This window comes from Flavobacterium sp. MEB061 (genome assembly GCF_000834715.1).
GTDB lineage: Bacteria > Bacteroidota > Bacteroidia > Flavobacteriales > Flavobacteriaceae > Flavobacterium > Flavobacterium pectinovorum.
The window spans coordinates 14,037-38,919 of the sequence record NZ_JXQR01000059.1 but is presented as its reverse complement, the minus strand read 5'-3'; the positions used below and the strand labels follow the sequence as shown (position 1 = coordinate 38,919).

Here is a 24,883-nt window from a genome sequence, read left to right as displayed (position 1 = left end):
TTAAAACTTTTTGTTATTTCATTACAACTGCATTTTAGAAATAATATTAATAGTTACACAAGAAAGTGTTATTTATTAATATCGATAATATTTGTAGTAAAAAAGCTATAAATTAAATATTTTTAATTAGTTTTAAAAATATTTAATGAAAGAAATATTATGCTGATTAAAGTTTACGGAAGCGCCGTTTTTGGAGTAGAAGCCACAACCATTACTGTGGAGGTTCATATGGATAAAGGGATTGGTTATCATTTAGTTGGATTACCGGACAACGCCATAAAAGAAAGCAGTTTTAGAATTGCAGCCGCTCTTAAAAATAATGGACTAAGTCTTCCGGGAAAAAAAATAACGATTAATATGGCGCCCGCCGACTTGCGAAAAGAAGGTTCAGCGTATGATTTGCCATTAGCCATTGGAATTTTGGTGGGGTCAGATCAGATAAAAGCGCCCGAAGTAGAGCAATATGTTATTATGGGAGAACTTTCATTAGACGGAAGTTTACAATCTATAACCGGTGCTTTGCCCATTGCCATAAAAGCCAAAGAAGAAGGTTTTAAAGGATTTTTTCTGCCAAAGCAAAATGTAAAAGAAGCCGCAATAGTAGCAGGATTAGATGTTTACGGAGTCGAAAACTTACAAGAAGTAATTGATTTTTTTGAAGGAAGAGGAACGCTTGAACCAACCGTAATAGATACCAGAACCGAATTTTATAAAACATTAGATTTTCCTGAATTTGATTTTTCTGATGTTCGCGGACAAGAAAGTATAAAACGCTGTATGGAAATTGCGGCTTCAGGAGGTCATAACATTATTTTGATTGGTCCGCCGGGAGCCGGAAAAACAATGCTGGCCAAAAGATTGCCGAGTATTTTACCGCCAATGACGTTGCGTGAAGCACTCGAAACCACTAAAATTCATAGCGTTGCCGGAAAATTAAAAGAAGTTGGTTTAATGAATCAAAGACCATTTCGTAGTCCGCATCATACTATTTCGAATGTCGCTTTGGTAGGAGGTGGGAGTTATCCGCAGCCTGGCGAAATTTCGATGGCGCACAATGGTGTTTTGTTTTTGGATGAATTGCCGGAATTTAAACGAGATGTTCTCGAAGTAATGCGTCAGCCGTTGGAAGATCGTGAAGTAACGATTTCGAGAGCAAAATTTACCGTAACCTATCCGTCATCGTTTATGTTGGTGGCGAGTATGAACCCGAGTCCGAGTGGATTTTTTAATGATCCGAGTATGCCAAATACATCTTCGCCACACGAAATGCAGCGTTATATGAGCAAAATTTCGGGTCCCTTATTAGACCGAATCGATATTCATATTGAAGTAACGCCCGTTCCTTTCGAAAAATTATCAGACGACAGAAAAGCAGAAAGCAGTGTCGAAATCAGAAAACGTGTAACTGCCGCTCGCGAACTTCAATCACTTCGTTTCGAAGCGTTTCCAAACATTCATTACAATGCGCAAATGAATACCAAACAAATCAGGGAATTTTGCGCTCTTGACGAACAATCAAAACAATTATTAAAAACAGCAATGGAAAGACTAAATCTTTCTGCAAGAGCGTATGACAGAATCCTGAAAGTTGCCAGAACAATCGCAGACCTTGATGCTTCGCCACAAATTATTCCGGGACATATTGCAGAAGCGATTCAATACAGAAGTTTAGACCGTGATGGATGGCTTGGATGATTTTAGATTTTAGATTGTTGATTTTAGGTTGTTGATTTTAGATTTTTTTTCGACCGTTTTGTCAGACTGAGCGTCCCGAGGCTTCGGGAGAAGTCCCTCACAGTTTGTTTCACGCTGATTTAATTAAAAGAATTTTTCACGCAGATTTTACAGATTAGAGCAGATTTAATTTAAAAAAAATCTGCTTAAATCTTTTTAAATCTGCGTGAAACATACTTTCGTGACTTTGCGAGATTAATACTTCAGCTCTTTTATTCAAACTTCAAACTAGCATTCTTCGACATTAAATACGAAGTCAGTTTTTTTATTTTGCCGTTTTCCATTTCAAAAACATCACAAAAAACAGCATCCAGAAGACCTCCGTTTTTCATGCTTCCCTGAACAGAACCTTCTGCAATTACAACATTGTTTTCTTCAATCAGTTTTACAATGTGAATAATGGGGCTTCCAACAAAATTTTCATTTTCAATTTCCTTGTCAAAAGCTTTTTTGCCAACATGCTGATAAATTCCGGGCATTTCCCAAACAATATCATCGCTAAGGCAAGCCAGAATTCTTTCATGATCGCTCACTCTGAAAGCGGCCATATATTCGTTTACGGTTTCTTTATTTTGTGTCATGATTAATAGTTTTAGGTTGATTGTTTTAAACAAATTTAAAAAATTAACCCACTTTGAATGCAATTAATTTTACACATAGAAACATAGCTTTATACAATGTGGAAAGTCGATATGAAAAGATAAGATGACGATTCCTGAAACTTTTAATTTTTAATTCTCAATTTTTAATTAAGTTCAATTGTATTCTGAATATCAATTTGTTCCAAAAAATATTCGTCATGCGAAACAACGATTAAAGTTCCCTGATATTCATTAATTGCCTGAGTCAGAATTTCGATATTCTGAATATCTAAATTATTGGTTGGTTCATCTAAAATAATAATATCCGGTGCCTGATTGCTTATGGTTAAACAGCAAAGCATCAAACGCATTTTTTCTCCACCACTCAAAGCACTACATGATTTTTCTAAATCATTTTGCGAAAACAAAAACCGATTCAATCGCATTCGTATATCATGTTCCTGTAAACCAGAATTATTGAATTTTTCTGCCTGTTCATAAATTGTAAGCTGGTTATCAATCAAAGAATAATCCTGATCGATATAAACTATTGTTGATTCTGCTTTGTAAACAGTTCCTTGTTTAGGAGTTAATTTTTCGGTAATAATTTTAATCAAAGTTGTTTTTCCTGAACCGTTTTTTCCTTTCAAAGCAAAACGATCGCCACTTAAAATTTGAAAGTTTAAATTCTCTTTCCAAAGCAATTCATTATTGTAGCTGTAATTAATATCAGTAGCAGTAAAAAGTATTTTTCCTTTATGAAGTTTGGCATTATCAAAACCAAATTTTATTTTATCAATTTCAGGCAAACCCGAACGCAATTCTTGTAATTCTCCAGAAATTCCGCCAATTTTTTCAGCATGCATGCTTTTTGTTTTTGAGGTACTGTTCTCGGCATTATTGCGTAAAGTATTCATCATAATTCTGGAAACTCCGGCTTTTTTCTGTTTCTTTTTTCCGCGTGCATCTAGTTTTTGCTGGCGTTCAAGTGTTTCGCGTTCCTTTTCTTTCGCTTTTTGTAAAGCCTTTTCTTTACTATGAATATCCTGATTTAGAGCGTTGTTTTCTATTTGTTTTTGCTCTGCATAAAAATCATAATTTCCGCCATAAATCGTAATATCGTGTTTGGTTAATTCGTAAACCGTGTTTAAAAGATTCAATAATTTCCTGTCGTGACTTACAATCAATAAAGTAGTCGAAGAGTTTTGAATGAAACGGTACAATAATGTTCGCGCTTCAAAATCGAGATGATTACTTGGTTCATCGAGTAAAATAAGTTCCGGCTGATGAATTGAAATTCCGGCGAGGAAAATCTTTGTTTTTTGCCCGCCGCTCAGTGTTTCCAATTTTTGAGATAAATCTAAATCCTGCAATTGCCAGTATTGCAAAGCTTCATTGCAGCGATCTTCAATTGTCCAGTCGTCGTTCAGGATTTCCAGATTTTCTTCGGTTACATTACCGTTAAGAATTTCTTTTAGAGCATTGAGTTTATCATCAATTTGCAAAGCTTCGGCAATTGTTAAATGATTAAACTGCCCAAAAATCTGAGGTACATAATAGGGTTTTGCATCGGCTTTGAGCAAACCTTCATAAGGCTGTAATTCGCCCGAAATAATTTTTAGTAAGGTCGATTTGCCAACACCATTGTTGCCAATCAAAGCGATTTTTTCCTGCTTATTGGCAGTAAAAGTAATTTTGTCGAATAGCAAATCTCTATTCGTATGTAAATATGAAATGTTTTGTAAAATAAGCATAATTTCTTTCTTTAAAGAATAAACAAATGAGCAAACTGTTAGGAGATTGCTTTTATAATTGTCTGAAAGAAATTGTATTTCACATAGAATGTAGTAGTTGATTTATCTGTGCAAAGATATAAAAAATATTTTTTTACACTATTTATAAGTTTTTACAAGGTTTGCTTATTCTTTATTTTCTTTTGGATACAAAACTCTAAAAGCATTAGAAACAGCCTGATGTAATATAGTACCATGGTTTTCGAAAGGGAGATATTCAAAATGTACGTTTATATTTTTATTTTCAACACACATGATTTTGTCAGCTAAGAAACTAGCATCATCTTCCATAACTCTCGGTATTTCAGTTGGTGTAATTCCTTCATTACCCACTGCAATATAAATATCGATAGGCTGTTTAAAAAGGGCCAGCAAAGGCAACTGATCATCATTTAATATACAGCCATTATCCCACCATATACTTGGGCTTATGATGATATATTTATTAAAAAGGGATGGTTTTGTAAATAAGATTTCAGTTTCTAATAATCCGCCTAATGATTGACCGATTATAGTTTTCGAGTTATTGGTCCTGTATTTTTTTTCGATAAGAGGCTGTAATTCTTTTTCAATAAAAGAAATAAAATTATCTGAATGGCCAGATGTCGGATAGGCTTCTTTGTCTTTTTCAATTGTAGTTGGAAAAGTAAAATCCCTCCTGCGATCTACTGTTGCAATTCCCACAACAATTGATTTTGGAACCTTATTGACCCATTCGAAACTATTAAATTGTACCAAACCGGCGATATGAATAAAGTCTTCATTTGCCGAACCGTCCAATAAATAAATTACAGGATATTTTACAGCATCTGCAGGATTGTAACCTTCAGGTAAATAAATGTTTATAATTCTTTTTTCTCCTAATTCTTTAGAATCAATTTCTTCAATTACACCTAATACAAAGGGTTTTGTTGTTGCTGTTGATTTATTTTTTTGCCCAAAAATCGTTAATGAGAAAATAAAGAAAGAGAAAATTAAGATTTTGTTCATTTGTTTTATTTGAATAGGTACTGAAATTTTGAAATCAAAGTTAGGATTAAAATGTCAATACTTAATTTAATTACTTTGTAATATTCCACAAACTCATTTTTCGTCTTGTTACAAAACCTAGTTTTTCATAAAGTTTAATAGCTCCAATATTACTTTCAACAACGTGCAGAAACGGAGTTTTATTTTCTTCAAAAATAGCATTTACAACATGCGTAATCAATTGTTTTGCATAGCCTTTTCCGGTGTGATCTGGATGCGTAACGATCGCGCTGACTTCGGTGAAATCATTCATTTTCATGCGTTCACCCGTAATGGCAACTAATTGATTTTCTTTAAAAATTCCGAAATAATTTCCCAATAAAGGTGTTTTATTTTTAAAATATCCCGGCTGCACCAAATTCACCAAAGCACATAATTCTTCATTATGAATTTCTGTTAGTCTTACAATTTCAGTATCAATAGAAAGCCCAATTTTCTCGTAAATAATCATCTGAAGACAAACTAATTCTTTGGTAATTTTTACAGCATCAGAGATTTCAGGTTTTTCACCTACTATAAAAAAGTTATTGTTTAAAGTGGAATAATGATCGATTGCACCAGCAATATTTTCAGAATCGATAAAACCGCCAAATGGACAATAATCAGGATTATAAAATTTGGTGTTTCCGTAATCAATCGCAAATCCTTTATGGGTTTCTGATAAAGAATGCCAAACGGGATTGTCGAGTTTATTTTCTTCTAAGGTTTTCATTATTAGAGTTTTTTATCACTGTACTATTTTTGCCTTTAAAATTTCTTCCAGGTCAATTATGCTTTTTCTGCTTTCAAATTTAAAACCAAAAGAGACCATTACAATTCCTACTATGAGCATAAAAAACGGAATTAGCATAAATATTCCGGTTTCAGAATTTAAACCCTCTCCGAATATTATATTATACAATACCGCTAAACAAGCAATAGAAACGCCGCCTAACCAAAGAATCATAAAGGCTTTTACAAAATCAATCAAACCCATTTTGATATTTATTTTCGAACCATTGATGTCATCTGTAATTTCACCTTTGATCACAGGTAAAAATGAGTTTCGGTAGTTTATCGCTTTTTTAATTTCAAATCGATTTTGATAAACTTTACCAATATATGGCTTAGAATAAGAAAATCTGTTGGCACCAAGACCAAAAGATTTTTCGGCTTCAATTTCATTTTGAAGATGCGCAACTAATTCTTCTTTGGTAAATGTCGAACGGTAAACTAATTCTTCAAAGGGTAATAATTTTTTTAGCATTTATTTTTAATTGTATTTGGGTTTAATTGTTATCACCTTGCTTGGTAATCATTAATTAACCCCTAAATTTATTTTTCACAATAATATCTTTAAGCCTCGCTTTTAAATCTTCTCCAGTATCGTAAACCATTTGTTCGTTGTTCGGAAAAGGCACTGCGCGTTTGTTAAAATAAGAAATATAACTATCCTCGCAAGCATTTCTATCTCCTTTGTAAGTCGAATAAATATTCTCAAAAACAAATTCACTTGTAATAGGAAACGTTTGTGCCAATTGATTTGTTTTCAAATCGACAAAATCAACCTTAGCAGTTACCTGGCAAGATTTAAATTGCCTGAACTCATACACATTAGCGCGAAGCATTCGGTAGTTGTCTACTTTTATTTCCTTGCCCAAACTATCTTTTACAGGCCTTCCACGGCTGTCTAAAAGCGTTTTTACACCATCTTTTATCTGTTTTTCCTTGATGAATTCTTTTTCTTTAATTTGCTCAGGCGAAATATTAATTTGTATAAAATTTACAATTAAACTGTAATCGTAAACAATATTTTTTTGTCTAGCACTATGGTAAACTGTCCATTTATCGTTTAATCCGTAAGTTTTAATGTCCAGTAAATCATCCTGAAGCTGTTTCGGAATCACCATATTGGTTTCATTTTTAGCATAAATATCCACAAAATCAGTCCCTTTAAACTGTGCGTCTTCCATCAGTTTTTTGGCATTTTTATATCCCGGATTAATACTTTCCAGATATAATAAATTATCATACGCCTGTCTAAAATCCATTTTGTTTTTTGATTTTAAAAGCACCGAAGAAGTTTCATATAAATATTTAGAAAGCGCATTTTTGCTGCTCACAATCTGATCTGAATAATTATCAAACGGAAAACTGGCATTTTTACCCTGCTTCAATAATGGCAGCGGCAATAAAGGCCTTATTTTTTCCTGACGGTTATTCAATTGCAGATACGTATTATAAATACGCTCAGAATTTGCAGGATTACCCTCTTTTATCATCACTTCAAGATTACGCAAATCCCTGTCTTTTGCTTTCGCAAACGCTTCTTCAAGCAAATAAACATAATCCTGTTTTCCTTTCGAATCTTTTTTTGTTTTCAAAGCTTCGACAGCGCGGTCGATTGCTCCGTCGTAATTCCCGTCGCTTAACATTGATTGCGTGGTTTTTACGCCACACGAATAAAAGAGCATAAGTAAAACAGAAAAAAGTAAAGTAATTTTTTTCATCCTAAGACCAATTGATTTTTCAGCTGTAAATATATCGGTTTTAGATTAATTCAGTTGTAAGAGAAATATCATTTTAAAATTTAAGGAGCAGAAGTTTTGTTTCCATAATAGCCACCTGTCCCGCTTTCGCCTTTATCTCTTCGTCCCGATATCCATCGGGACTGCGAGGATACCGGCTCTATCGGGGCTAGATTAGACGTTTATTTTTTATAAGAAATTGAGATTTATACAACATAAAAAAAAAGAAAAAAAGAAATAACTCTAGATATATCGAAGCCACCAGTTTGTTTTTTTTGCTTTATAGTCTCCATACCAAATGCAAGGTTTATAAAGAATAATTACAATACTTATCCAAATTAAATAAATTCCCCAGAGCGGTAATCCGCTTTCTATGTTTTTGGGTCTGCCAAAAGTTCCGGTTGCAAATTCGAGTTGTGACCAATCAAACCCTTGTGCAAAAAGCATTATGAGTGTTATAGTATGAATTAGATAAAAATGAATGATAAAATAAAACAAAGGCACTTTTCCGTAAACAACAGTCACTTTTTTAATTTTGTTATTAAACTGATCAGCAAAGGCAAGAAGTAAAAGCATAATACCTAAAGTAACCAGACAATATAGAAGGGAAGGGGGATATTTAGTAACATTCATAAAGGAAAGAAATGTAAAAACCGAATCTTTTTGGGATGTCCATAATGCAGGATCTCCATAAATATTAATAAATCGCAGTATAATAAATAATACTAAGGCGCCAAAACCGAATTTTATAAATTCTTTTTTTCTTTCTTCTTTTGCCATTTCAAAATACCTTCCAAAACCAAATCCGGTTAACATAATTCCTAACCACGGAATTGGCGGATAACCCATAACAAAAACTTTTCCGGCAAAAAGCGGAACCGCAATTGGACTAAAAAATGGAGTTAAAACGGCTTTTAAAACCGATCCTTCGCTAAATGGGATAAGGGGTAAAAGATTATGACAAAAAAAGATAATAAGTCCCGTAATTCCTAATTGTTTTGCGGGTATTTTTAAAAGTAAGCCTAAAATAACAAACCCAAAACCTATTGTGGCTATGACTTGAAACAATAAATTATGAAAACCAATGTCAAAAAATAAACCAAAATTGACAACCGTAAATTCGAGAAATATCAGCCAAAAACCTCTTTTAATGAGATGTTGTCTTACTTCTTGTATATTGTTTTTGCTTTTCAGGGAAAGATAGACGGAAGTTCCTGCCAGGAAAACAAAAGTTGGAGCGCACAAATGTGTAATCCAACGCGTAAAAAACAGCAAAGGAGTTGTAGTTGCTAAATCGGTTGGACTTTGAGTGATAGCGTCAACATGCATTAAATCACGAACGTGGTCTAATGCCATAATTATCATTACAATTCCTCGTACTATATCAATTGAATTTTCTCTTTTCATTTTTAATTTGTAAAAAGTTAAATGTTAGAAATAGATTGATAGTATTCTGCTGATTTTAATGATGTGAATTTAATGTTTTTTTTGTCATAAATATAATACAAATATTTTATCCTTACAACCAAAATAGTTAGATGTCTTTTATTTTGATTTATTGTACAGATGTGTGTAAATGTGCAGAGCAGGGTTTAATTGGCATACTGACGTGAATTTACCGCTCATTCTAGGTGAGCCAACAAGAAGTTTTTAGTTTCTCAGTCCGGCCAATGTAAAACATTAAATTTATGACCATCGGGATCAGAAAATCCAAAGAAATATCCTTTTTCAAAACTTTGCGGTTCGGCAAAAATTGCTCCGCCTGCATTTTTAACAGCCAGCAGCCATTGATGAACTTCATCTGTACTGTCGGCCGAGATCGAAAATATAATTTCATTTCCATGTTTCAAGTCGGCTACTTCATCGTTAACAGCCCATTTAAATCTTTCTTTTACAAAAAAATGAATGATAAAATTATCTTCTCCAAACATAAAACTTGTCAATTCAGTATTTGTTCCGTTTGGTTTAAATCCTAATTCACTATAGAATTTGGTTGTTCGCTGCAGATCTTCGACGCCTAAATTGGCCCATATTTTTTTAGTTTTCATAAGATTAGTTTTTTAAAAATTAGATTTATTTTAACTACTAAAATTTTTCTGATACTAAATTTAAGGAATTTTAAATTAAAATAGGAATGTAGACGCACTGCTGTGCGCCTCTACGGATTTAGATTGGAGATATTGCCCATGTTTATTTTACATAAAGATTTTTGTAGAGACGCACAGCAGTGCGTCTAACGTATGACAAGGACATGTAATCTATTTATGTTATTTCTGTATTCTAATTTTTACCTGATAAACAATCTCCCAAAAAATAATTGAAAAAACGGCATTGGCAAATATTGCTGTTTTAACCTGATACGGATCGTAATTTAAAAACAAGTGTAAATTTGTGAATTTCAAAGCTAAGAACAGAGATAGGGCTGCAATTGCAACAGAGCAGATTATATTTAGCAAAGCTGTCCATTTTAGTCCTAAGAAAGAATAAATAATATTTAAAACAGCAAAACCACAACCTAAAGTTATATAAGGATCGGTTTTTAATTTTTCGCCCAATAACAATAAAAGAGGTGTTGAAGTAAGATATAAAAAAAATAATATGGAGTAAAGCAGGATTCTAATTTGTGGTTTCATTTGTATGTTGTTTTAGCTATTGAGCTTGTAAAATTTTATTTATTTTGGCTTCCGATTTTTCTTTAATCGGGCTATCAGGATGAAAACTCCAGATGATCAGAAATTTTCCCTCTGCAAGATATTCTTCCGGATGTTCGTCTGTTGGTTCTTTGGCTTTTCCCCAAAGTAATCCCTGTAGAAAACTATCACCTTTAAATCTGTGTTCAAATTCAAAATACATGATAGAGCCGCTATCTCCTTTACTTTTAAAACTTTGAATTTCTTTACTTTTTACAGTTCCAACAAAGCTGGCGTAAGTTGCAATGTCATTATAAAAATTGCACGCCTGAGGAGAAATACAGATATGGCCGTCGCTTAAAGCATAACTTTTGGGAATTTCTTTGCCCTTTAGTTTTAAATCAGCAATAGTCTGGCTGAATATAGTAGTAGTAAATAACAGAAATAATACCGACAGGGGAATCGTAATTTTCATAGGTTTTGGTTTTAGTGGTAATTGAATTTTTACCAAGCTAAAATAATATTTTTATTTGAGGTAATGGAAGTGGATTTGGCGTTAGGAGTAAAATAGAATATTGCTTTCGCAAAGGCATTTGCTTTCAAATATAATATTTTACCGTAATGAATTTTATTTATCTTGAAAACGAGTGCGTTAGGGATAGAGGCGTTATCCTTTTGTGAAGTGGAACGGAACAAAAGATATAGCCGATCCCGAAGCTTCGGGACGACCCGGAGGGGAACGCCAAAAAAAATCCCATTTGCCTTTCGGGAACAGGAATATTTTTTTGTGTTATTCAGAATCTAAAAAGTTCCAATAAAATGGAGTCCAATCATAGAATTTGAAATTTGAGGAATTAATTGTTTGTGCATTGTAAATTTTTTAGGATTTTCGTTAAAAGCACCAGATTCTTTTTTTGCCATTTGCTTACGACTGCTAATTACTATAGATCGCCCAATTATTGTACCTATTAATCCACCTACTAATAAGTCTGAAACCCAGTGATCATGGCTTTTTATATCTGAAAGAAATACTGCGGTTACAAATGTATACGGTATCCAATAATTGTTGTATTCCATTTGAAATACTTTGGCAACAGCAAAATAAGAGGTAGCATGAAAAGAAGGAAATGAAGTAGCATCACCTCCATGTGTCAGGTGAATTTGATTGTAGTTTCCAAAATCCCAAGGATTTTTTGTCCAGGGCTCTTCGACAGGATTATTATCATTTATTCTCCTTTGAGGTCTTTTTCTTGAGGCTATAGTTTTTAGAACTACTTGACTTATAACATAAGAATAGGCTAAAGATTTAATTGCATTTACAGCAACAACCTGCCCTTTTTTGTTGTTGATGGCTAATGAACCTGCATATAACCCAATGATTGGGTAAACAATATAGACGTCAGTTCCGATAACGTGAGGGATTTGGCTTTCAACTTTAGGTAAACTATACTTGATATTAGGTTCTACATTATCGTGCCAAAAACCGGTAGTATGTCTGTCAACGGCTATTAAACCAATTATTCCTGCGGTATAAATAGCAGTTCTTTTCCAGTCACTTGATATGGTATGTCCCATCGCTGAAAAATCACCTGGTACACTAAGAACGCTGTTTGCTAGTACGGAACCGGCTACTTTGAATCGATTTTCTTTTTTAATTTTTAGGCTGTCGTGTTTAATATTTAAAGTGTCATGTTGAGAAAAGCAGGGAATAGAAAGTATGCTAAAAAAGATTAGGGTGTAAAATTTCATAGTAAAACAATTTGAAATTAAAATTTATTTAAATATTCATTAAGCTTCATATAACACAAAAAAGATGCTTTTTTGTAATTTTTACGGATTTTTAAACTAGGCGATTATGTTTTTCATTTTGTTTAGTTGTCAAAAAACTTCAAACTTATTATCCCATTTTTTAAAGATTAAATTAAATTTTGTTAACATATCGGGTTTGATTAATTGCAATAAAAAAAATATTTTCCAAGATGTTAAAATTGAGCATCTTGTAGTATAGAAATAAACCGATCCCTATGTCTAATATAGGGAAAAATTATGTAAGATTTTTAGTAACAACGATTTTTTTTTGAATTTATTGGGGGATAAATAGGGTATTTTAAGAAGATAAAATGATTTTTTTTGGGAAGTAAATTTTGGTTTTTGAGGATTGTGGATTTTGGAGGGATTGATTTTGAATTATTGAAAATATTTAGTAAAAATTGTAATGATAATGTATGAATCTCGGGATCTAATAATACTTTTTTGATATACTTGTGATCTACTCTTGAGGGCATATTATTCATAAAAAAAAAGCACAAAATAAAAAGTTATTTGTGCTTTTGTAAAATTTATATTTCTAAGAAATTATTTTCCTTTATATAATTTCTCTAAATATTCGTTTTTGTCTTTTTCAGCCTGAACCAAACGTTCGTAAAGTTCAACTACTTTATCAAGAGGATTGAAATTACAAATATTATTATGACCAAAATTGCTGTTTGAAACGGATTCATTAAAAGTGTTGAAATAATTAAATACATTTTCTTCAGAAAAACTTTTAATTGCTTCTGTAGTCACGCCAAGTGCTTTTGCAATTTCCACAAGTTTTTTATCATCAATTTCCTCACTTCCTTCAATTCCGGAAATGGCTTGTTGGTTTGTACCAATTGCCTGCGCAAGTGCTTCTTGTTTCATACCTCGAAGTTCTCTGATTCGGCTAATGTTTCTGCCAATATGTTTTGGTTTTACTTCTGTGCTCATAATTCAAAGGTATTTAAAATTCTTTTACAAAATTGTGATCGGTAAAAAACATGGCTTTTTTGATAAAATACTATTTAGATGTTTTTTTGTGTAAAACAAATATATGATTTTTCTGATATATTTGTTTTTGGAATTCATAGTGTAGATTTTCTTCAATTTAAAAATTGATTTACTTTGTGGGCACGGATTGCAAATCCGCGCTATCGGGTTTGTCTCTTAGTTGTTGTCACTACGAAGTCGGGAGACCTCGGAGAGCAATGGTTATAAATTTGCATCATTACTTTTTAAATATTATTTATTTTTCTTCCACATTTGTCTCATTGTAGTTATATGTTCTTTTGTTATTTTATTTAGTTCTTTCTTACCTATTTTTTCTTTTTTATAGATGTCTTTCACAGTTTTTAATAATAAACTTTCCCATTTTTGTTTACTATTGGTTGCTGGAATTTCAACTAAAATACCCCCTTTAATTGATTCCATTGAGTCTGCATTTTTATTTGAAGTATTAAGATATATTGCTTGTGATTGAAATATTTCATCTATTAAGCTGTATCTTTCTTTAACTTCAAATATTAAACAAAAAGACAAATCCATATGTTTTGAAAAATTAAATTGAAGATGCATTGTTTTAGGTGTAAACATTGATAAAGGTGTAATCCAAATCGTTTCAATATCTCCAGGAGGTGCACCTTGATGGATTTTAATTAATTGTTTTAATTTTTGTGATTTAGTCTCATCAATTATTAATAGAGGAATAATTTTTCCATCTGCTATTCCTGGAATTGACATTTTTCCACTTTTTATTATTTCATATGCCTGTACTTTATCTAGCTTTATTTTCATTAATAAGTTCTTTAAATAATAATGTATTTACTTCTTTAGTTTTATTCTTTTGATCCTCAATTTTAATAATATATTTTTCAATTTCATTTTCTTGGTAGAGAGATAAAGGGGTTTCAAAGATGAGCCACTTAGTAGTTGTTTCTTTTTCATTTAGATTTATATCGCGTTCAAAAAATGTAAAATCTGATTTTTTTAATTTCTCTTTTTTATCTGGAAGATGATCAAAATATAGAGTTGATTTTTCATCATTTTTCAAGATACAATCAATTCTTAATTTTGCATTAAAACTATTTTTTGAATCTGATTTATTTATAATACTTAAATGGATTAAAACGTATTTTTTGTCTTGTAGTTTTATTGTATAATTGTCATTTAAATAAATACTAAAACTAGATTGTTTGTTTTCAAAATCTTTTTTAGATAAATCATAAGATTTTTTAGATATATAATTACTCCTTATAGATAAAATAATAGCTATTAATGAAATAATTAAGGTTGAAGCTTCTACTATAGTCAATTCTTGCATTTTTTAATTAATTATAAAAATTATATGTTATTTATTGATGCTTTACTTGCAAAGGATATAAATCTGCTAAAATATCAAAGATTTTTGTTCTGATCCGTATAAAAACTATTCTTAATAATAATAATAATAAAACTTTTTGTGAAGTGGAACGAAGCAAAAGATATAGCCGAAAGCTCGGCCCGGAGGGAGACGCCCAGAAAAATATGTTTCAGGTTTTAAATCCCAATTATCCACAAACTTGTCAATTTTGACGAAGGAGAAATCAAAAGTGTGGGTAAAGAAATATCCCGTCTCAATTAAGAAACGGGATATTTATGTTGTTTAATTAAAAACTTAGTTTAAAAGTCATTTTATTTATTTCGTCTGGTTTTCCTGATCTAAACTTAATATCTTTAAATTCTTTCAGTGATTGATCCACGTTGACTTTCGAATCTTTACTTATTACTCTCGTTGCCTTAACTATCTTTCTTACGCTTTTCATTTTTTCTTTCTTTTAATTAGAAATCCATCAAAGTCTTTTTTGTAATCAAATGGTTCATCTATGATTTCATCATTATCAATTATTCTTGCTCCAAATATATCAAAAGTTTCTGATAATTCCTGTAGATTTAACATTATCGCTCGCTTGTAGGTATTTGTTCTTCGAGCATCAGTACCTCTAAAAAATACAGTTATATTAGGATTCATACTTGTAAATTCATATGCAGTTTTGGCTACTGTTGCTAAAACAATTCTGATGTCTCCATTGTCATTTGTAATTTGATCATCTATTACGTACTTTTTTGTTAAAATGTCATATTTTAAATCTCCGAAACCAAGATTATGAATCAAAGGATTTTTAGTAGATGTATAGGCAACTACTTTTCTAAAATTACCTCTATCTCCAACACTTACAAAATTAAATATTGTAGATGATTCATCTTTGGTAAGATCATATTTATTATAATTCATTTAATATAAATAATTTCTTACAAATATAATGATTTAATGGATATGGTGTTTTTAGTTGTTATAAAAACTTATGAAAATATTTTAATTTTTATAGCAAATAATGGAAGCTTGAAATCTAAAATCAGGAATTAAAACAAAAAAAATCCCATCTCAATTAAGAAACGGGATTCAATAGATATTCTCTTTTTTTTTATTTTAAACTGTTGCAGCAATTTCTTGTGGCAACGGAATTTGATTTTTAAGTAAATCTTCGAAAGTTTCGTGTTGACGAATCAAGATTCCTTTTCCGTCTTTCCATAGAACTTCGGCTGGTTTGTATCTTGAATTGTAGTTCGAAGACATTGAGAAACAATATGCTCCGGCGTTTCTGAAAGCTAAAATATCACCTTCAGTAATTTCAGAGATTCTGCGGTTGTTGGCAAAAGTATCTGTTTCGCAAATGTAACCTACAACAGAGTAAAAACGCTCTTTTCCTTTTGGGTTTGAGATGTTTTCAATATAATGTTGAGAACCGTAAAACATCGGACGGATTAAGTGGTTGAAACCACTATCAACTCCGGCAAAAACTGTTGATGTTGTTTGTTTTACTACGTTTACTTTTGCTAAGAAGAAACCAGCTTCACTCACCAAGAATTTTCCAGGTTCGAAAATCAACGTTAAATCTCTGCCATATTCTGCACAGAAAGAATTGAATCTTTTTGATAATTTTTTACCTAATTCTTCAATATCAGTTTCGATATCGTCTTTTTTGTAAGGAACTTTAAATCCGCTTCCGAAATCTAAAAATTCCAGATCTTTGAAGTGTTTTGCCGTATCAAACAAGATTTCAGCAGCATACAAGAATACTTCGATATCTAAAATATCAGATCCTGTGTGCATGTGAATTCCCACAATACTCATTTTTGTGTTTTCAACAATTCGTAATATGTGCGGAATTTGATGTACCGAAATTCCGAATTTACTATCGATATGTCCAACAGAAATATTAGCATTTCCTCCCGCCATTACGTGCGGATTGATACGAATACATACCGGAATTTGTGGATATTTTGTTCCGAATTGCTCCAGAATAGATAAGTTATCAATATTGATTTGAACACCCATTGCGGCAACTTCTTCGATTTCTTCCAAAGAAACTCCGTTTGGTGTAAAGAAAATTTTGTCAGGATCATAGCCAGCATGAAGTCCCAATAAAACTTCTTGAATTGATACAGTATCTAAACCAGACCCCATGTTCTTTAATAACTGAAGAATCGCAACGTTAGACAATGCCTTCATGGCGTAATTAACTCTCAAGTTTTCTACCTTAGAGAAAGCTTTAGTTAATCTATTGTACTGTGATTGGATTTTTTCGGCATCATAAACATATAATGGACTTCCAAATTGGTCTGCTAACTGCAGTAGATCTTTTGCTTGCATTTTTATAAACTATTTTGAGCAAAGTTATTACACTTTTGAGTAACAGCAAATTTTTTGTAGAAAAATAACAAATTATAACAAATTGTTTAATTTTAAACAAAAATCGACTTAAAATGAATTTTTATAAAAAATATTTAGCCCACCGATTTGTACGGATCAAACGGATGAAACACAGATTTTAATATAAAGATAAAAAAAATCTTCGTAAACCTGTTGAATCCGTGCAATCCGCGGGCTAAATTTCTGCCAAAAAAAGCCGCTAAAATTCCAAGCATATAAACTCAGAACCTTAGCGACTTAGTATCTTAGAACCTTAATTATAGACTTGGTAAATCTCCGTTTCCTTTAGTTGGAAGGTTGGTAGAACCCATTAAGAACAAATCTACTTCTCTTGCCGCTTCGCGACCTTCTGAAATAGCCCAAACTATTAACGATTGTCCTCTTCGCATATCACCGGCAGTGAAAATGTGAGGAACGTTTGTTTGATAATTTTTTGCTTTATAATTGCTTCTTATATCTGTTTCAATTCCCAATTGCTCGCTTAGAGTTTTCTCCGGACCTGTAAATCCTAAAGCTAATAAAGCTAAATCGCAAGGCCAGATTTTCTCAGAACCTTCTTTTTCGATCAATTCAGGACGTTGACCAGGAGTCATTTTCCATGCTACTTCAACGGTTTTTAATCCAGTTAATTCTCCCTTATCATTAGAAATGAATTCTTTAGTATTGATTAACCAGTTTCTGTCGCAACCTTCTTCGTGAGAAGAAGATGTTTTCAACTGCAACGGCCAGAAAGGCCAAGGAGTTGATTCGCTTCTTCCAACCGGAGGTTTTGGTAAAATCTCAAAGTTTGTTACTGATTTTGCACCATGTCTGTTTGAAGTTCCAACGCAGTCAGATCCTGTGTCTCCACCACCAATAACGATTACATTTTTTCCTGTTGCTTTAACCTGATCAGGAATTGACTCTCCGTATAAAACTTTCGTTTGTTGCGTTAAGAAATCCATTGCCTGAACAACGCCTTTGCTTTCGATTCCTTTTGTTGGCAAACTTCTTCTTTCAGTTGCTCCTCCGCATAAAACGATAGAATCAAAAGCGTTTAATTCTTCAATGCTAAAGTTTACACCAACATTTACATTGGTTTTAAAAGTAATTCCTTCTGCTTCAAGGATTGCTACACGTCTGTCAATAATTCCTTTTTCTAATTTGAAATTTGGAATTCCGTAACGTAATAAGCCTCCAATTGCATTGTCTCTTTCAAAAACCGTAACCGTGTGTCCGGCTCTGTTTAATTGTTGAGCAGCTGCCAGTCCCGCAGGGCCAGAACCAATAACGGCAACAGTTTTTCCCGTTCTTGTTTTTGGTGCTTGTGGTTTGATCCATCCTTCCGCAAAACCAATTTCAACAATGTTTTTTTCGATGTTTTCGATAGAAACCGGATCTTTTATGATTCCTAATACACATGCTTTTTCGCATGGAGCAGGACATAAACGACCTGTAAATTCAGGGAAATTATTAGTAGACTGCAAAATTTCTAATGCGCCCTGCCATTCTTCCTGGTGTACCATGTCGTTGAAGTCAGGAATTAAATTTCCTAACGGACAACCACTGTGGCAAAAAGGAATACCACAATCCATACATCTTGAACCTTGTTCTTTTACTTTATCTTTTGCTAACGGAATAGTAAATTCGTTGTAGTTCGAAACACGTTCTGCTACTGCTAAATTACTTTCGTCGGCTCTGTTATATTCTTTAAATCCGCCTATTTTACCCATGACATTTTTAATTAAAATTCCAATTTCTTTAAATTCCAAATTCCAAATCCTTCCCGAAGTATCGGGACGCTCAGGAAGGCATTGTTATTGCCATTGCCATTGAAATTTGATCTTTTGAAATTGATTTTTATCCAGCTATTAATTCTTCTATTTTTTTCTCTTCTGCAATTCGTTGTAATGCTTTTTTGTAATCAGTTGGCATTACTTTTACGAAATGTTTCTGCTCATTTTCCCAGTCTGCTAAAATTCTTTTTGCTAATGGACTGCTTGTGTACAATGAATGGTTTTTAATCAATCTTCTTAGTTTTGTAACATCCTCTTCTTCTATCGGATCAAATGCAACCATTTCCATGTTACATAATGTTGAATCAAATTTTTGATTTGGATCGTAAACATAAGCTACACCACCGCTCATACCAGCTGCGAAGTTTCTTCCTGTTTTTCCTAAAACAACCACTGTACCACCGGTCATGTACTCGCATCCGTGATCTCCAATTCCTTCAACAACCGCAGTTGCTCCAGAATTTCTCACACAAAAACGCTCTCCGGCCATTCCATTAATATAAGCCTCTCCGGTAATAGCTCCGTAAAGGGCAACGTTACCAATAATGATGTTTTCTTCAGGTTTGAAGGTTGCAGTAGGAGGGACTTTGATAATCAATTTTCCTCCAGAAAGCCCTTTTCCTAAATAATCATTACAGTTTCCGTGAATTTTAAACGACAATCCGTTTGTTGCAAAAGCACCAAAACTTTGTCCGGCAGAACCTTCAAAATCAACTAAAATAGTGTCATCAGGTAATCCTTGTGCACCATAGATTTTTGAGATTTCATTACTCAAAATGGCGCCTACAGAACGGTCTGTATTTTTAATTTTAAATGTAACTCTTGTTTTTTCTTTTCTATAAATAGAAGGAATCGCTTCTTTGATGATTGCAAAATCCAATACATTTTCAAGTTGGTGATCCTGCTCTGTTGTATTGTGATTCGGAACCGTTTTCGCTTTTTCCGGTTTGTATAAAATCGATGATAAATCTAAACCATTGGCTTTGTAATGTTTGATCGCTTTATTCACATTTAATTTTTGTGACTGACCTACCATTTCTTTTAAAGTTCTGAAACCTAATTGCGCCATGATTTCTCTTAATTCCTCAGCAATAAAATACATGAAGTTGATTACATGCTCCGGTGTTCCTTTGAAATTTTTTCTCAATTCAGGATCCTGAGTTGCAATACCAACCGGACAAGTATTTAAGTGACAAGCTCTCATCATAATACATCCCGAAGCAACAAGCGGAGCAGTAGCAAAACCAAATTCTTCAGCTCCTAACAATGCAGCAATAGCTACGTCACGACCTGTTTTTAACTGTCCGTCGCACTCTAAAACTACACGGCTTCTTAAATCATTTAAGATCAAAGTTTGCTGAGCTTCTGCTAAACCAAGTTCCCACGGAATTCCAGTGTGTTGTAATGAAGTTAATGGTGCAGCACCAGTTCCTCCATCATAACCTGAAATAAGAATAACGTCAGCTTTTGCTTTGGCAACACCGGCAGCAATAGTTCCAACACCCACTTCAGAAACTAATTTTACGTTTACACGTGCTTCACGATTTGCATTTTTCAAATCATAAATCAACTGAGATAAATCCTCAATCGAATAAATATCGTGGTGAGGCGGAGGCGAAATCAAACCTACATAAGGTGTAGAGTTTCTGGTTTCGGCAATCCAAGGCACTACTTTTTCTCCAGGAAGCTGACCACCTTCTCCAGGTTTTGCCCCTTGAGCCATTTTAATCTGGATTTCTTTAGCGTTTGTCAAATAATTGATCGAAACACCAAAACGTCCCGAAGCAACTTGTTTGATCGCACTGTTTCTTGAATCTCCGTTAATTTCTTTCTGGAAACGTTTCGGATCTTCTCCACCTTCTCCAGAGTTACTTTTTCCGCCAATTCTGTTCATTGCAATCGCTAAATTCTCGTGTGCTTCTCTACTGATAGATCCGTAAGACATAGCACCTGTTTTGAATTTTTTTACAATTTCTGTCCAAGGTTCTACTTCATCAATAGAAATTGGATCTAAATTATTGAATTCAAACATTCCTCTAATTGTCATTAGGTTAGAGCTTTGCTCATTGACCATATTAGAGTATTCTTTATAACTTTCAGGACTGTTCAAACGAACAGCTTGTTGTAATTTAGCAATAGTTGTTGGATTAAACATGTGTTTTTCTCCGCCACGTCTCCATCTGTAAATACCTCCAATTTCTAAAGGAAGCAAACTTGCCACTTTTGAATTTGGAAATGCTTTTTGAAAACGTTTCTTCACTTCTTTTTCTACTTCCATCAAACCAATTCCTTCGATTCTTGAAGGTGTGTAAGGGAAGTATTTAGAAGTAAATGTTTTGTTTAAACCTAAAATCTCGAAAATCTGGGCAGCTCTGTAAGAATGTAAAGTAGAGATACCAATTTTGTTCATGATTTTAACGATTCCCTTTGCAATTGCTTTGTTGTAATTTACAATTGCATAATCAGCTTTTACACCTTTAATAAATCCTTGGTTTACCTGATCGTGAATGATTTCATTTACCATGTATGGATTGATCGCACTTGCACCATATCCAAACAATAAAGCAAAATGATGCGGTTCACGAGGTTCTGCAGATTCGATTATTATTCCGAATTTTGAACGAACTTGTAAAATGTTCAAAGAGTGGTGAATGTAAGAACAAGCCAATAACATAGGAATTGGAGCCATTTGCTCACTAACACCTCTGTCTGATAATATGATAACATTGCAACCTTCAGAAACTGCTTTGTATGTTGCCTGAACACATTTTTCAAGAGCACGTTCTAAACCGTTAACTCCTTTTTCTATTTTATATAAAGTAGAAATTGTAGCCGATTTAAAATCTGCGTGATCAATGTTTCTTATTTTATCCAAATCCTCATTAGAAATAACCGGATTTTGGATTTTTAGTTTTTTACATTGTTTTGATTCAATTTCAAAAATATTGAAATCTCCACCAACCGCTAAACTGATATCAGTAATAATTTCTTCACGAATACCATCCAAAGGCGGGTTGGTAACCTGAGCAAATAATTGTTTGAAATAGTTGTATAACAATTGAGGCTGGTCTGATAAAACTGCTAAAGGTGTATCGTTACCCATAGAACTAATAGCTTCAGCTCCCTGACCACCCATTGGGTTGATGATTGTTTTTAAATCTTCAATTGTATAACCAAATAATTTTTGTCTCGTTAAGAAATCCAGTTTCTCAACAGGAGTTGGATTATTTGTGTACGGAACTTTAGATAAAGGCAATAAGTTTGCGTCTAACCATTCCTGATAAGGGCGTTTTGTAACTATCGCTTTTTTAACTTCTTCATCCTCAATAATACGACCTTCGTTCATATCCACAAGGAACATTTTTCCTGGCTCTAAACGACCGTGCTGAATTACATCTTCGGGATCAATATCCAATACACCAATTTCTGATGACATGATTACAAAGCCGCTTTTTGTTAAAGTATAACGAGAAGGACGCAATCCGTTTCTGTCTAATAAAGCACCAATTACGTTACCATCTGTAAACGGAATAGAAGCAGGACCATCCCAAGGTTCCATAATACAAGCATTAAACTCGTAGAATGCTCTTTTTTCAGGAGACATGGTTTGGTGTTTTTCCCAAGCTTCAGGAACAACCATCATCATGGCTTCCGGCAATGAACGGCCGGTCATTAATAAAAGTTCTACAACCATATCCATAGAAGCAGAATCTGATTTTCCTTCTAAGATAATCGGGAATAATTTTTTGATGTCATCACCAAAAACTTTGCTTTGCATTAATTCTTCACGGGCACGCATACGGCTTACGTTTCCACGAAGCGTATTGATTTCACCATTATGACACATGTATCTAAATGGCTGTGCTAAATCCCATGAAGGGAAAGTATTTGTAGAGAAACGTTGGTGTACAAGCGCCAAACGCGTCACTAAATCGGGATCTTTTAAGTCAACATAATAACGGCTGATGTCTTCCGGCATCAATAAACCTTTATATATTATGGTAGTTGTCGATAAACTAGAGAAATAAAACATGTGACTTTCAGAAGTTTTTGATCCTCTAATAGCATGTTCAGCAATTTTTCTAGCTGCAAAAAGTTTTGCATTAAATTCATTTTCAGTTAACTCCTGACCGTTTTTGCTAACAAAAACCTGTTTAACTGTTGGTTCTTTTTCTGCGGCGATCTGCCCTAAATTCTCCACTTCAACAGGTACATCTCTCCAGCCTAAGATTTTTAAGTTCTGATCTTTAACTGTTGATTCAAATGTTTTCATGCAAAAAGATACCTGGTTTTTGCTTTTTGGTAAAAAAACCATTCCTACTGCATACTCACGCGTTTCAGGGATTTCAAAGTCACATACTTTTTTAAAGAAGTCATGAGGGATATCAAATAAAATTCCAGCTCCATCACCAGTTCGTCCGTCAGAACTCACTGCACCACGATGTTCCAATTTTATTAAGATGTCCAATGCTTTGTGAATGATGTCATTAGATTTAATACCATTCAAATTACAAATAAATCCTGCACCACAATTGTCGTGTTCAAATTCAGGCAAATAAAGCCCTTGTTCTTTAACTCTCATTCTTGATATTTTTTCTACAAAAATAAAGATTTCGTTAAACATAATGTATCAAAAATCTATTTTCACTTACATTTTTGTTGTAATAGTAGAAAAAGAGTTCTTAAATGATAATAATATTATAGAAACCATTGCTAAATGATAAAATCACAATATGTTTTAAATTATATTAGGAAAAATCCTTTGGGAGCTATTGAAATCACTGATGGTTTTGTTAAATTTCAAACGAAATAGTGTTTTTTAGTTAACAATTTACATACAATTGTTTAACCGTTTGTTTTCTTTTAAAAAGAATAACAATCTAATATATATCAGAGTGGTTTTTTTAATTGAAAAACATTTTACTATTAAGTTGAATTTTGCTATTTTTGTCGCACTTTTATTCTGAACTAAATTCAGAACCAGACAAATTCTATATTATGAACATACACGAATATCAAGGAAAAGAAATTTTAGCAAGTTACGGAGTACGCATTCAACGCGGAATTGTGGCTAACAATGCAGTTGAAGCTGTGGCTGCTGCAAAACAATTAACTGCCGAAACCGGAACAGGATGGCACGTAATAAAAGCACAAATTCACGCAGGTGGTCGTGGAAAAGGTGGTGGAGTTAAGTTAGCTAAAAACTTGCAACAAGTTGAAGAAATTGCAGGACAAATTATCGGAATGCAATTGATTACTCCTCAAACTTCTGCAGAGGGTAAAAAAGTAAACAAAGTTTTAGTAGCTGAAGATGTTTACTATCCTGGTGAGAGTGAAACTTCTGAATTCTATGTTTCTGTTTTATTGAATAGAGCAACAGGTCGTAACATGATCATGTATTCTACTGAAGGTGGAATGGATATCGAAGAAGTTGCTGAGCACACACCACACTTAATTTTCACAGAAGAAGTTGATCCATCTGTTGGATTACAAGGTTTTCAGGCAAGAAGAATTGCTTTTAACTTAGGTCTTTCTGGAAATGCTTTCAAAGAAATGGTGAAATTCATCGATGCACTTTACAATGCTTACATTGGTTCTGATGCTTCTATGTTTGAAATCAACCCGGTTTTGAAAACATCTGATAACAAAATTATGGCTGTTGATGCTAAAGTAAATATCGATGATAATGCTTTATACAGACAACCAAAATATGCTGAAATGAGAGATATCCGTGAGGAGAACCCAATCGAAGTTGAAGCTAAAGAAGTAGGTTTGAACTATGTAGATCTTGACGGTACTGTAGGATGTATGGTAAACGGAGCAGGTCTTGCAATGGCAACTATGGACTTAATTAAATACGCTGGTTTTGAGCCTGCTAACTTCCTAGACGTTGGTGGAACTGCTGATGCAAAACGTGTTGAAACTGCTTTCCGTATTATCTTAAAAGATCCAAACGTAAAAGCAATTTTAATTAATATTTTTGGTGGAATCGTTCGTTGTGACCGTGTGGCGCAAGGAGTTGTTGACGCTTACAAAAATATGGGTGATGCTATTAAAGTGCCAATTATCGTTCGTTTGCAAGGAACAAATGCTGAAATTGCAAAAGAATTAATTGACAATTCTGGTATGCCAATCTTATCTGCTGTTCAGTTTCAAGAAGCTGCAGATCAAGTTAAAGCTGCATTATCTTAATCAAATAAGAAATCAATTATATAAAAGATCCCTTCGATATTCGGAGGGATTTTTTTTGTTTTTAACCGCAAAGGACACCAAGGTTTTTTGAAGTA

20 protein-coding genes are annotated in these 24,883 nt (G+C 33.2%); 2 read left to right on the top strand and 18 right to left on the bottom strand.

Annotation, left to right across the window (positions count from 1 at the left end; translation table 11 throughout):
* Positions 1-159 precede the first annotated feature (159 nt).
* Positions 160-1,695: a YifB family Mg chelatase-like AAA ATPase gene (locus RT99_RS20285; RefSeq protein WP_042566574.1), complete on the top strand. Its 1,536-nt coding sequence runs from the start codon at positions 160-162 to the stop codon at positions 1,693-1,695.
* 251 nt (positions 1,696-1,946) lie between these two features.
* On the opposite strand, the gene RT99_RS20280 is transcribed toward RT99_RS20285, so the two are convergent.
* From RT99_RS20280 to gltB, 18 genes are all read right to left on the bottom strand, one after another.
* Positions 1,947-2,315: a nuclear transport factor 2 family protein gene (locus tag RT99_RS20280; protein ID WP_042566573.1), complete on the bottom strand. Its 369-nt coding sequence runs from the start codon at positions 2,313-2,315 to the stop codon at positions 1,947-1,949.
* A gap of 164 nt (positions 2,316-2,479) precedes the next feature.
* Positions 2,480-4,069, bottom strand: coding sequence for a ribosomal protection-like ABC-F family protein (gene abc-f / locus RT99_RS20275; RefSeq protein ID WP_042566572.1), 1,590 nt, complete (start codon positions 4,067-4,069; stop codon positions 2,480-2,482).
* Between the two features lie 165 nt (positions 4,070-4,234).
* Positions 4,235-5,098 (bottom strand): alpha/beta hydrolase, encoded by an 864-nt coding sequence (locus tag RT99_RS20270; RefSeq protein WP_042566571.1) that lies wholly within the window; start codon positions 5,096-5,098, stop codon positions 4,235-4,237.
* 70 nt (positions 5,099-5,168) lie between these two features.
* Complete coding sequence (locus tag RT99_RS20265; RefSeq protein WP_042566570.1) at positions 5,169-5,849, bottom strand: GNAT family N-acetyltransferase; 681 nt, start codon at positions 5,847-5,849, stop codon at positions 5,169-5,171.
* A 15-nt stretch (positions 5,850-5,864) separates the two neighbouring features.
* On the bottom strand, positions 5,865-6,383 hold the full coding sequence (locus RT99_RS20260; RefSeq protein ID WP_052483739.1) for a hypothetical protein: 519 nt from the start codon (positions 6,381-6,383) through the stop codon (positions 5,865-5,867).
* A gap of 55 nt (positions 6,384-6,438) precedes the next feature.
* Positions 6,439-7,626 (bottom strand): hypothetical protein, encoded by a 1,188-nt coding sequence (locus RT99_RS20255; protein ID WP_042566569.1) that lies wholly within the window; start codon positions 7,624-7,626, stop codon positions 6,439-6,441.
* A 261-nt stretch (positions 7,627-7,887) separates the two neighbouring features.
* Positions 7,888-9,051 (bottom strand): DUF1624 domain-containing protein, encoded by a 1,164-nt coding sequence (locus RT99_RS20250; RefSeq protein WP_042566568.1) that lies wholly within the window; start codon positions 9,049-9,051, stop codon positions 7,888-7,890.
* 251 nt (positions 9,052-9,302) lie between these two features.
* Positions 9,303-9,692 carry a VOC family protein gene (locus tag RT99_RS20245; protein WP_042566567.1) on the bottom strand — a complete coding sequence of 130 codons (390 nt, stop codon included), beginning with the start codon at positions 9,690-9,692 and terminating at the stop codon, positions 9,303-9,305.
* A 219-nt stretch (positions 9,693-9,911) separates the two neighbouring features.
* Entirely contained in the window at positions 9,912-10,277 is a 366-nt protein-coding gene (locus RT99_RS20240) for a hypothetical protein (protein ID WP_042566566.1), read from the bottom strand.
* A gap of 16 nt (positions 10,278-10,293) precedes the next feature.
* A complete protein-coding gene (locus RT99_RS20235) occupies positions 10,294-10,749 on the bottom strand; it encodes a hypothetical protein (RefSeq protein WP_042566725.1) in 456 nt (151 codons plus the stop codon).
* 326 nt (positions 10,750-11,075) lie between these two features.
* The gene (locus RT99_RS24825; RefSeq protein WP_052483738.1) at positions 11,076-12,023 is read right to left on the bottom strand and encodes a phosphatase PAP2 family protein; all 948 of its coding nucleotides are present in this window, start codon (positions 12,021-12,023) and stop codon (positions 11,076-11,078) included.
* A gap of 606 nt (positions 12,024-12,629) precedes the next feature.
* On the bottom strand, positions 12,630-13,022 hold the full coding sequence (locus RT99_RS20225; protein WP_042566565.1) for a helix-turn-helix domain-containing protein: 393 nt from the start codon (positions 13,020-13,022) through the stop codon (positions 12,630-12,632).
* A gap of 291 nt (positions 13,023-13,313) precedes the next feature.
* Entirely contained in the window at positions 13,314-13,865 is a 552-nt protein-coding gene (locus RT99_RS20220) for a hypothetical protein (protein WP_042566564.1), read from the bottom strand.
* Positions 13,846-14,382, bottom strand: coding sequence for a hypothetical protein (locus tag RT99_RS20215; protein ID WP_131494936.1), 537 nt, complete (start codon positions 14,380-14,382; stop codon positions 13,846-13,848). The genes RT99_RS20220 and RT99_RS20215 overlap by 20 nt, the downstream gene beginning before the upstream one ends.
* 486 nt (positions 14,383-14,868) lie before the next feature.
* Positions 14,869-15,342: a hypothetical protein gene (locus tag RT99_RS20210; protein ID WP_042566562.1), complete on the bottom strand. Its 474-nt coding sequence runs from the start codon at positions 15,340-15,342 to the stop codon at positions 14,869-14,871.
* 195 nt (positions 15,343-15,537) lie between these two features.
* Positions 15,538-16,761, bottom strand: coding sequence for a diaminopimelate decarboxylase (lysA, locus tag RT99_RS20205; RefSeq protein WP_042566561.1), 1,224 nt, complete (start codon positions 16,759-16,761; stop codon positions 15,538-15,540).
* A 317-nt stretch (positions 16,762-17,078) separates the two neighbouring features.
* Entirely contained in the window at positions 17,079-18,533 is a 1,455-nt protein-coding gene (locus RT99_RS20200; RefSeq protein WP_042566723.1) for a glutamate synthase subunit beta, read from the bottom strand.
* Between the two features lie 127 nt (positions 18,534-18,660).
* Positions 18,661-23,178 carry a glutamate synthase large subunit gene (gltB, locus tag RT99_RS20195; RefSeq protein ID WP_042566722.1) on the bottom strand — a complete coding sequence of 1,506 codons (4,518 nt, stop codon included), beginning with the start codon at positions 23,176-23,178 and terminating at the stop codon, positions 18,661-18,663.
* Positions 23,179-23,594: 416 nt separating this feature from the next.
* Between gltB and sucC the strand changes: the two genes are divergently transcribed.
* Positions 23,595-24,788, top strand: a complete 1,194-nt coding sequence (gene sucC / locus RT99_RS20190) for an ADP-forming succinate--CoA ligase subunit beta (RefSeq protein ID WP_042566560.1) — start codon at positions 23,595-23,597, stop codon at positions 24,786-24,788.
* Positions 24,789-24,883 lie beyond the last annotated feature (95 nt).

Bases quoted from the DNA above. Each gene is read 5' to 3' on its own strand.
- RT99_RS20260 (WP_052483739.1), bottom strand. From the start codon at position 6,383: ATGCTAAAAAAATTATTACCCTTTGAAGAATTAGTTTACCGTTCGACA.
- RT99_RS20250 (WP_042566568.1), bottom strand. From the start codon at position 9,051: ATGAAAAGAGAAAATTCAATTGATATAGTACGAGGAATTGTAATGATA.
- lysA (WP_042566561.1), bottom strand. From the start codon at position 16,761: ATGCAAGCAAAAGATCTACTGCAGTTAGCAGACCAATTTGGAAGTCCA.
- RT99_RS20210 (WP_042566562.1), bottom strand. From the start codon at position 15,342: ATGAATTATAATAAATATGATCTTACCAAAGATGAATCATCTACAATA.
- abc-f (WP_042566572.1), bottom strand. From the start codon at position 4,069: ATGCTTATTTTACAAAACATTTCATATTTACATACGAATAGAGATTTG.
- RT99_RS20285 (WP_042566574.1), top strand. From the start codon at position 160: ATGCTGATTAAAGTTTACGGAAGCGCCGTTTTTGGAGTAGAAGCCACA.
- RT99_RS20240 (WP_042566566.1), bottom strand. From the start codon at position 10,277: ATGAAACCACAAATTAGAATCCTGCTTTACTCCATATTATTTTTTTTA.
- RT99_RS24825 (WP_052483738.1), bottom strand. From the start codon at position 12,023: ATGAAATTTTACACCCTAATCTTTTTTAGCATACTTTCTATTCCCTGC.
- RT99_RS20200 (WP_042566723.1), bottom strand. From the start codon at position 18,533: ATGGGTAAAATAGGCGGATTTAAAGAATATAACAGAGCCGACGAAAGT.
- RT99_RS20255 (WP_042566569.1), bottom strand. From the start codon at position 7,626: ATGAAAAAAATTACTTTACTTTTTTCTGTTTTACTTATGCTCTTTTAT.
- sucC (WP_042566560.1), top strand. From the start codon at position 23,595: ATGAACATACACGAATATCAAGGAAAAGAAATTTTAGCAAGTTACGGA.
- RT99_RS20245 (WP_042566567.1), bottom strand. From the start codon at position 9,692: ATGAAAACTAAAAAAATATGGGCCAATTTAGGCGTCGAAGATCTGCAG.
- RT99_RS20270 (WP_042566571.1), bottom strand. From the start codon at position 5,098: ATGAACAAAATCTTAATTTTCTCTTTCTTTATTTTCTCATTAACGATT.
- RT99_RS20225 (WP_042566565.1), bottom strand. From the start codon at position 13,022: ATGAGCACAGAAGTAAAACCAAAACATATTGGCAGAAACATTAGCCGA.
- RT99_RS20220 (WP_042566564.1), bottom strand. From the start codon at position 13,865: ATGAAAATAAAGCTAGATAAAGTACAGGCATATGAAATAATAAAAAGT.
- gltB (WP_042566722.1), bottom strand. From the start codon at position 23,178: ATGAGAGTTAAAGAACAAGGGCTTTATTTGCCTGAATTTGAACACGAC.
- RT99_RS20280 (WP_042566573.1), bottom strand. From the start codon at position 2,315: ATGACACAAAATAAAGAAACCGTAAACGAATATATGGCCGCTTTCAGA.
- RT99_RS20235 (WP_042566725.1), bottom strand. From the start codon at position 10,749: ATGAAAATTACGATTCCCCTGTCGGTATTATTTCTGTTATTTACTACT.
- RT99_RS20265 (WP_042566570.1), bottom strand. From the start codon at position 5,849: ATGAAAACCTTAGAAGAAAATAAACTCGACAATCCCGTTTGGCATTCT.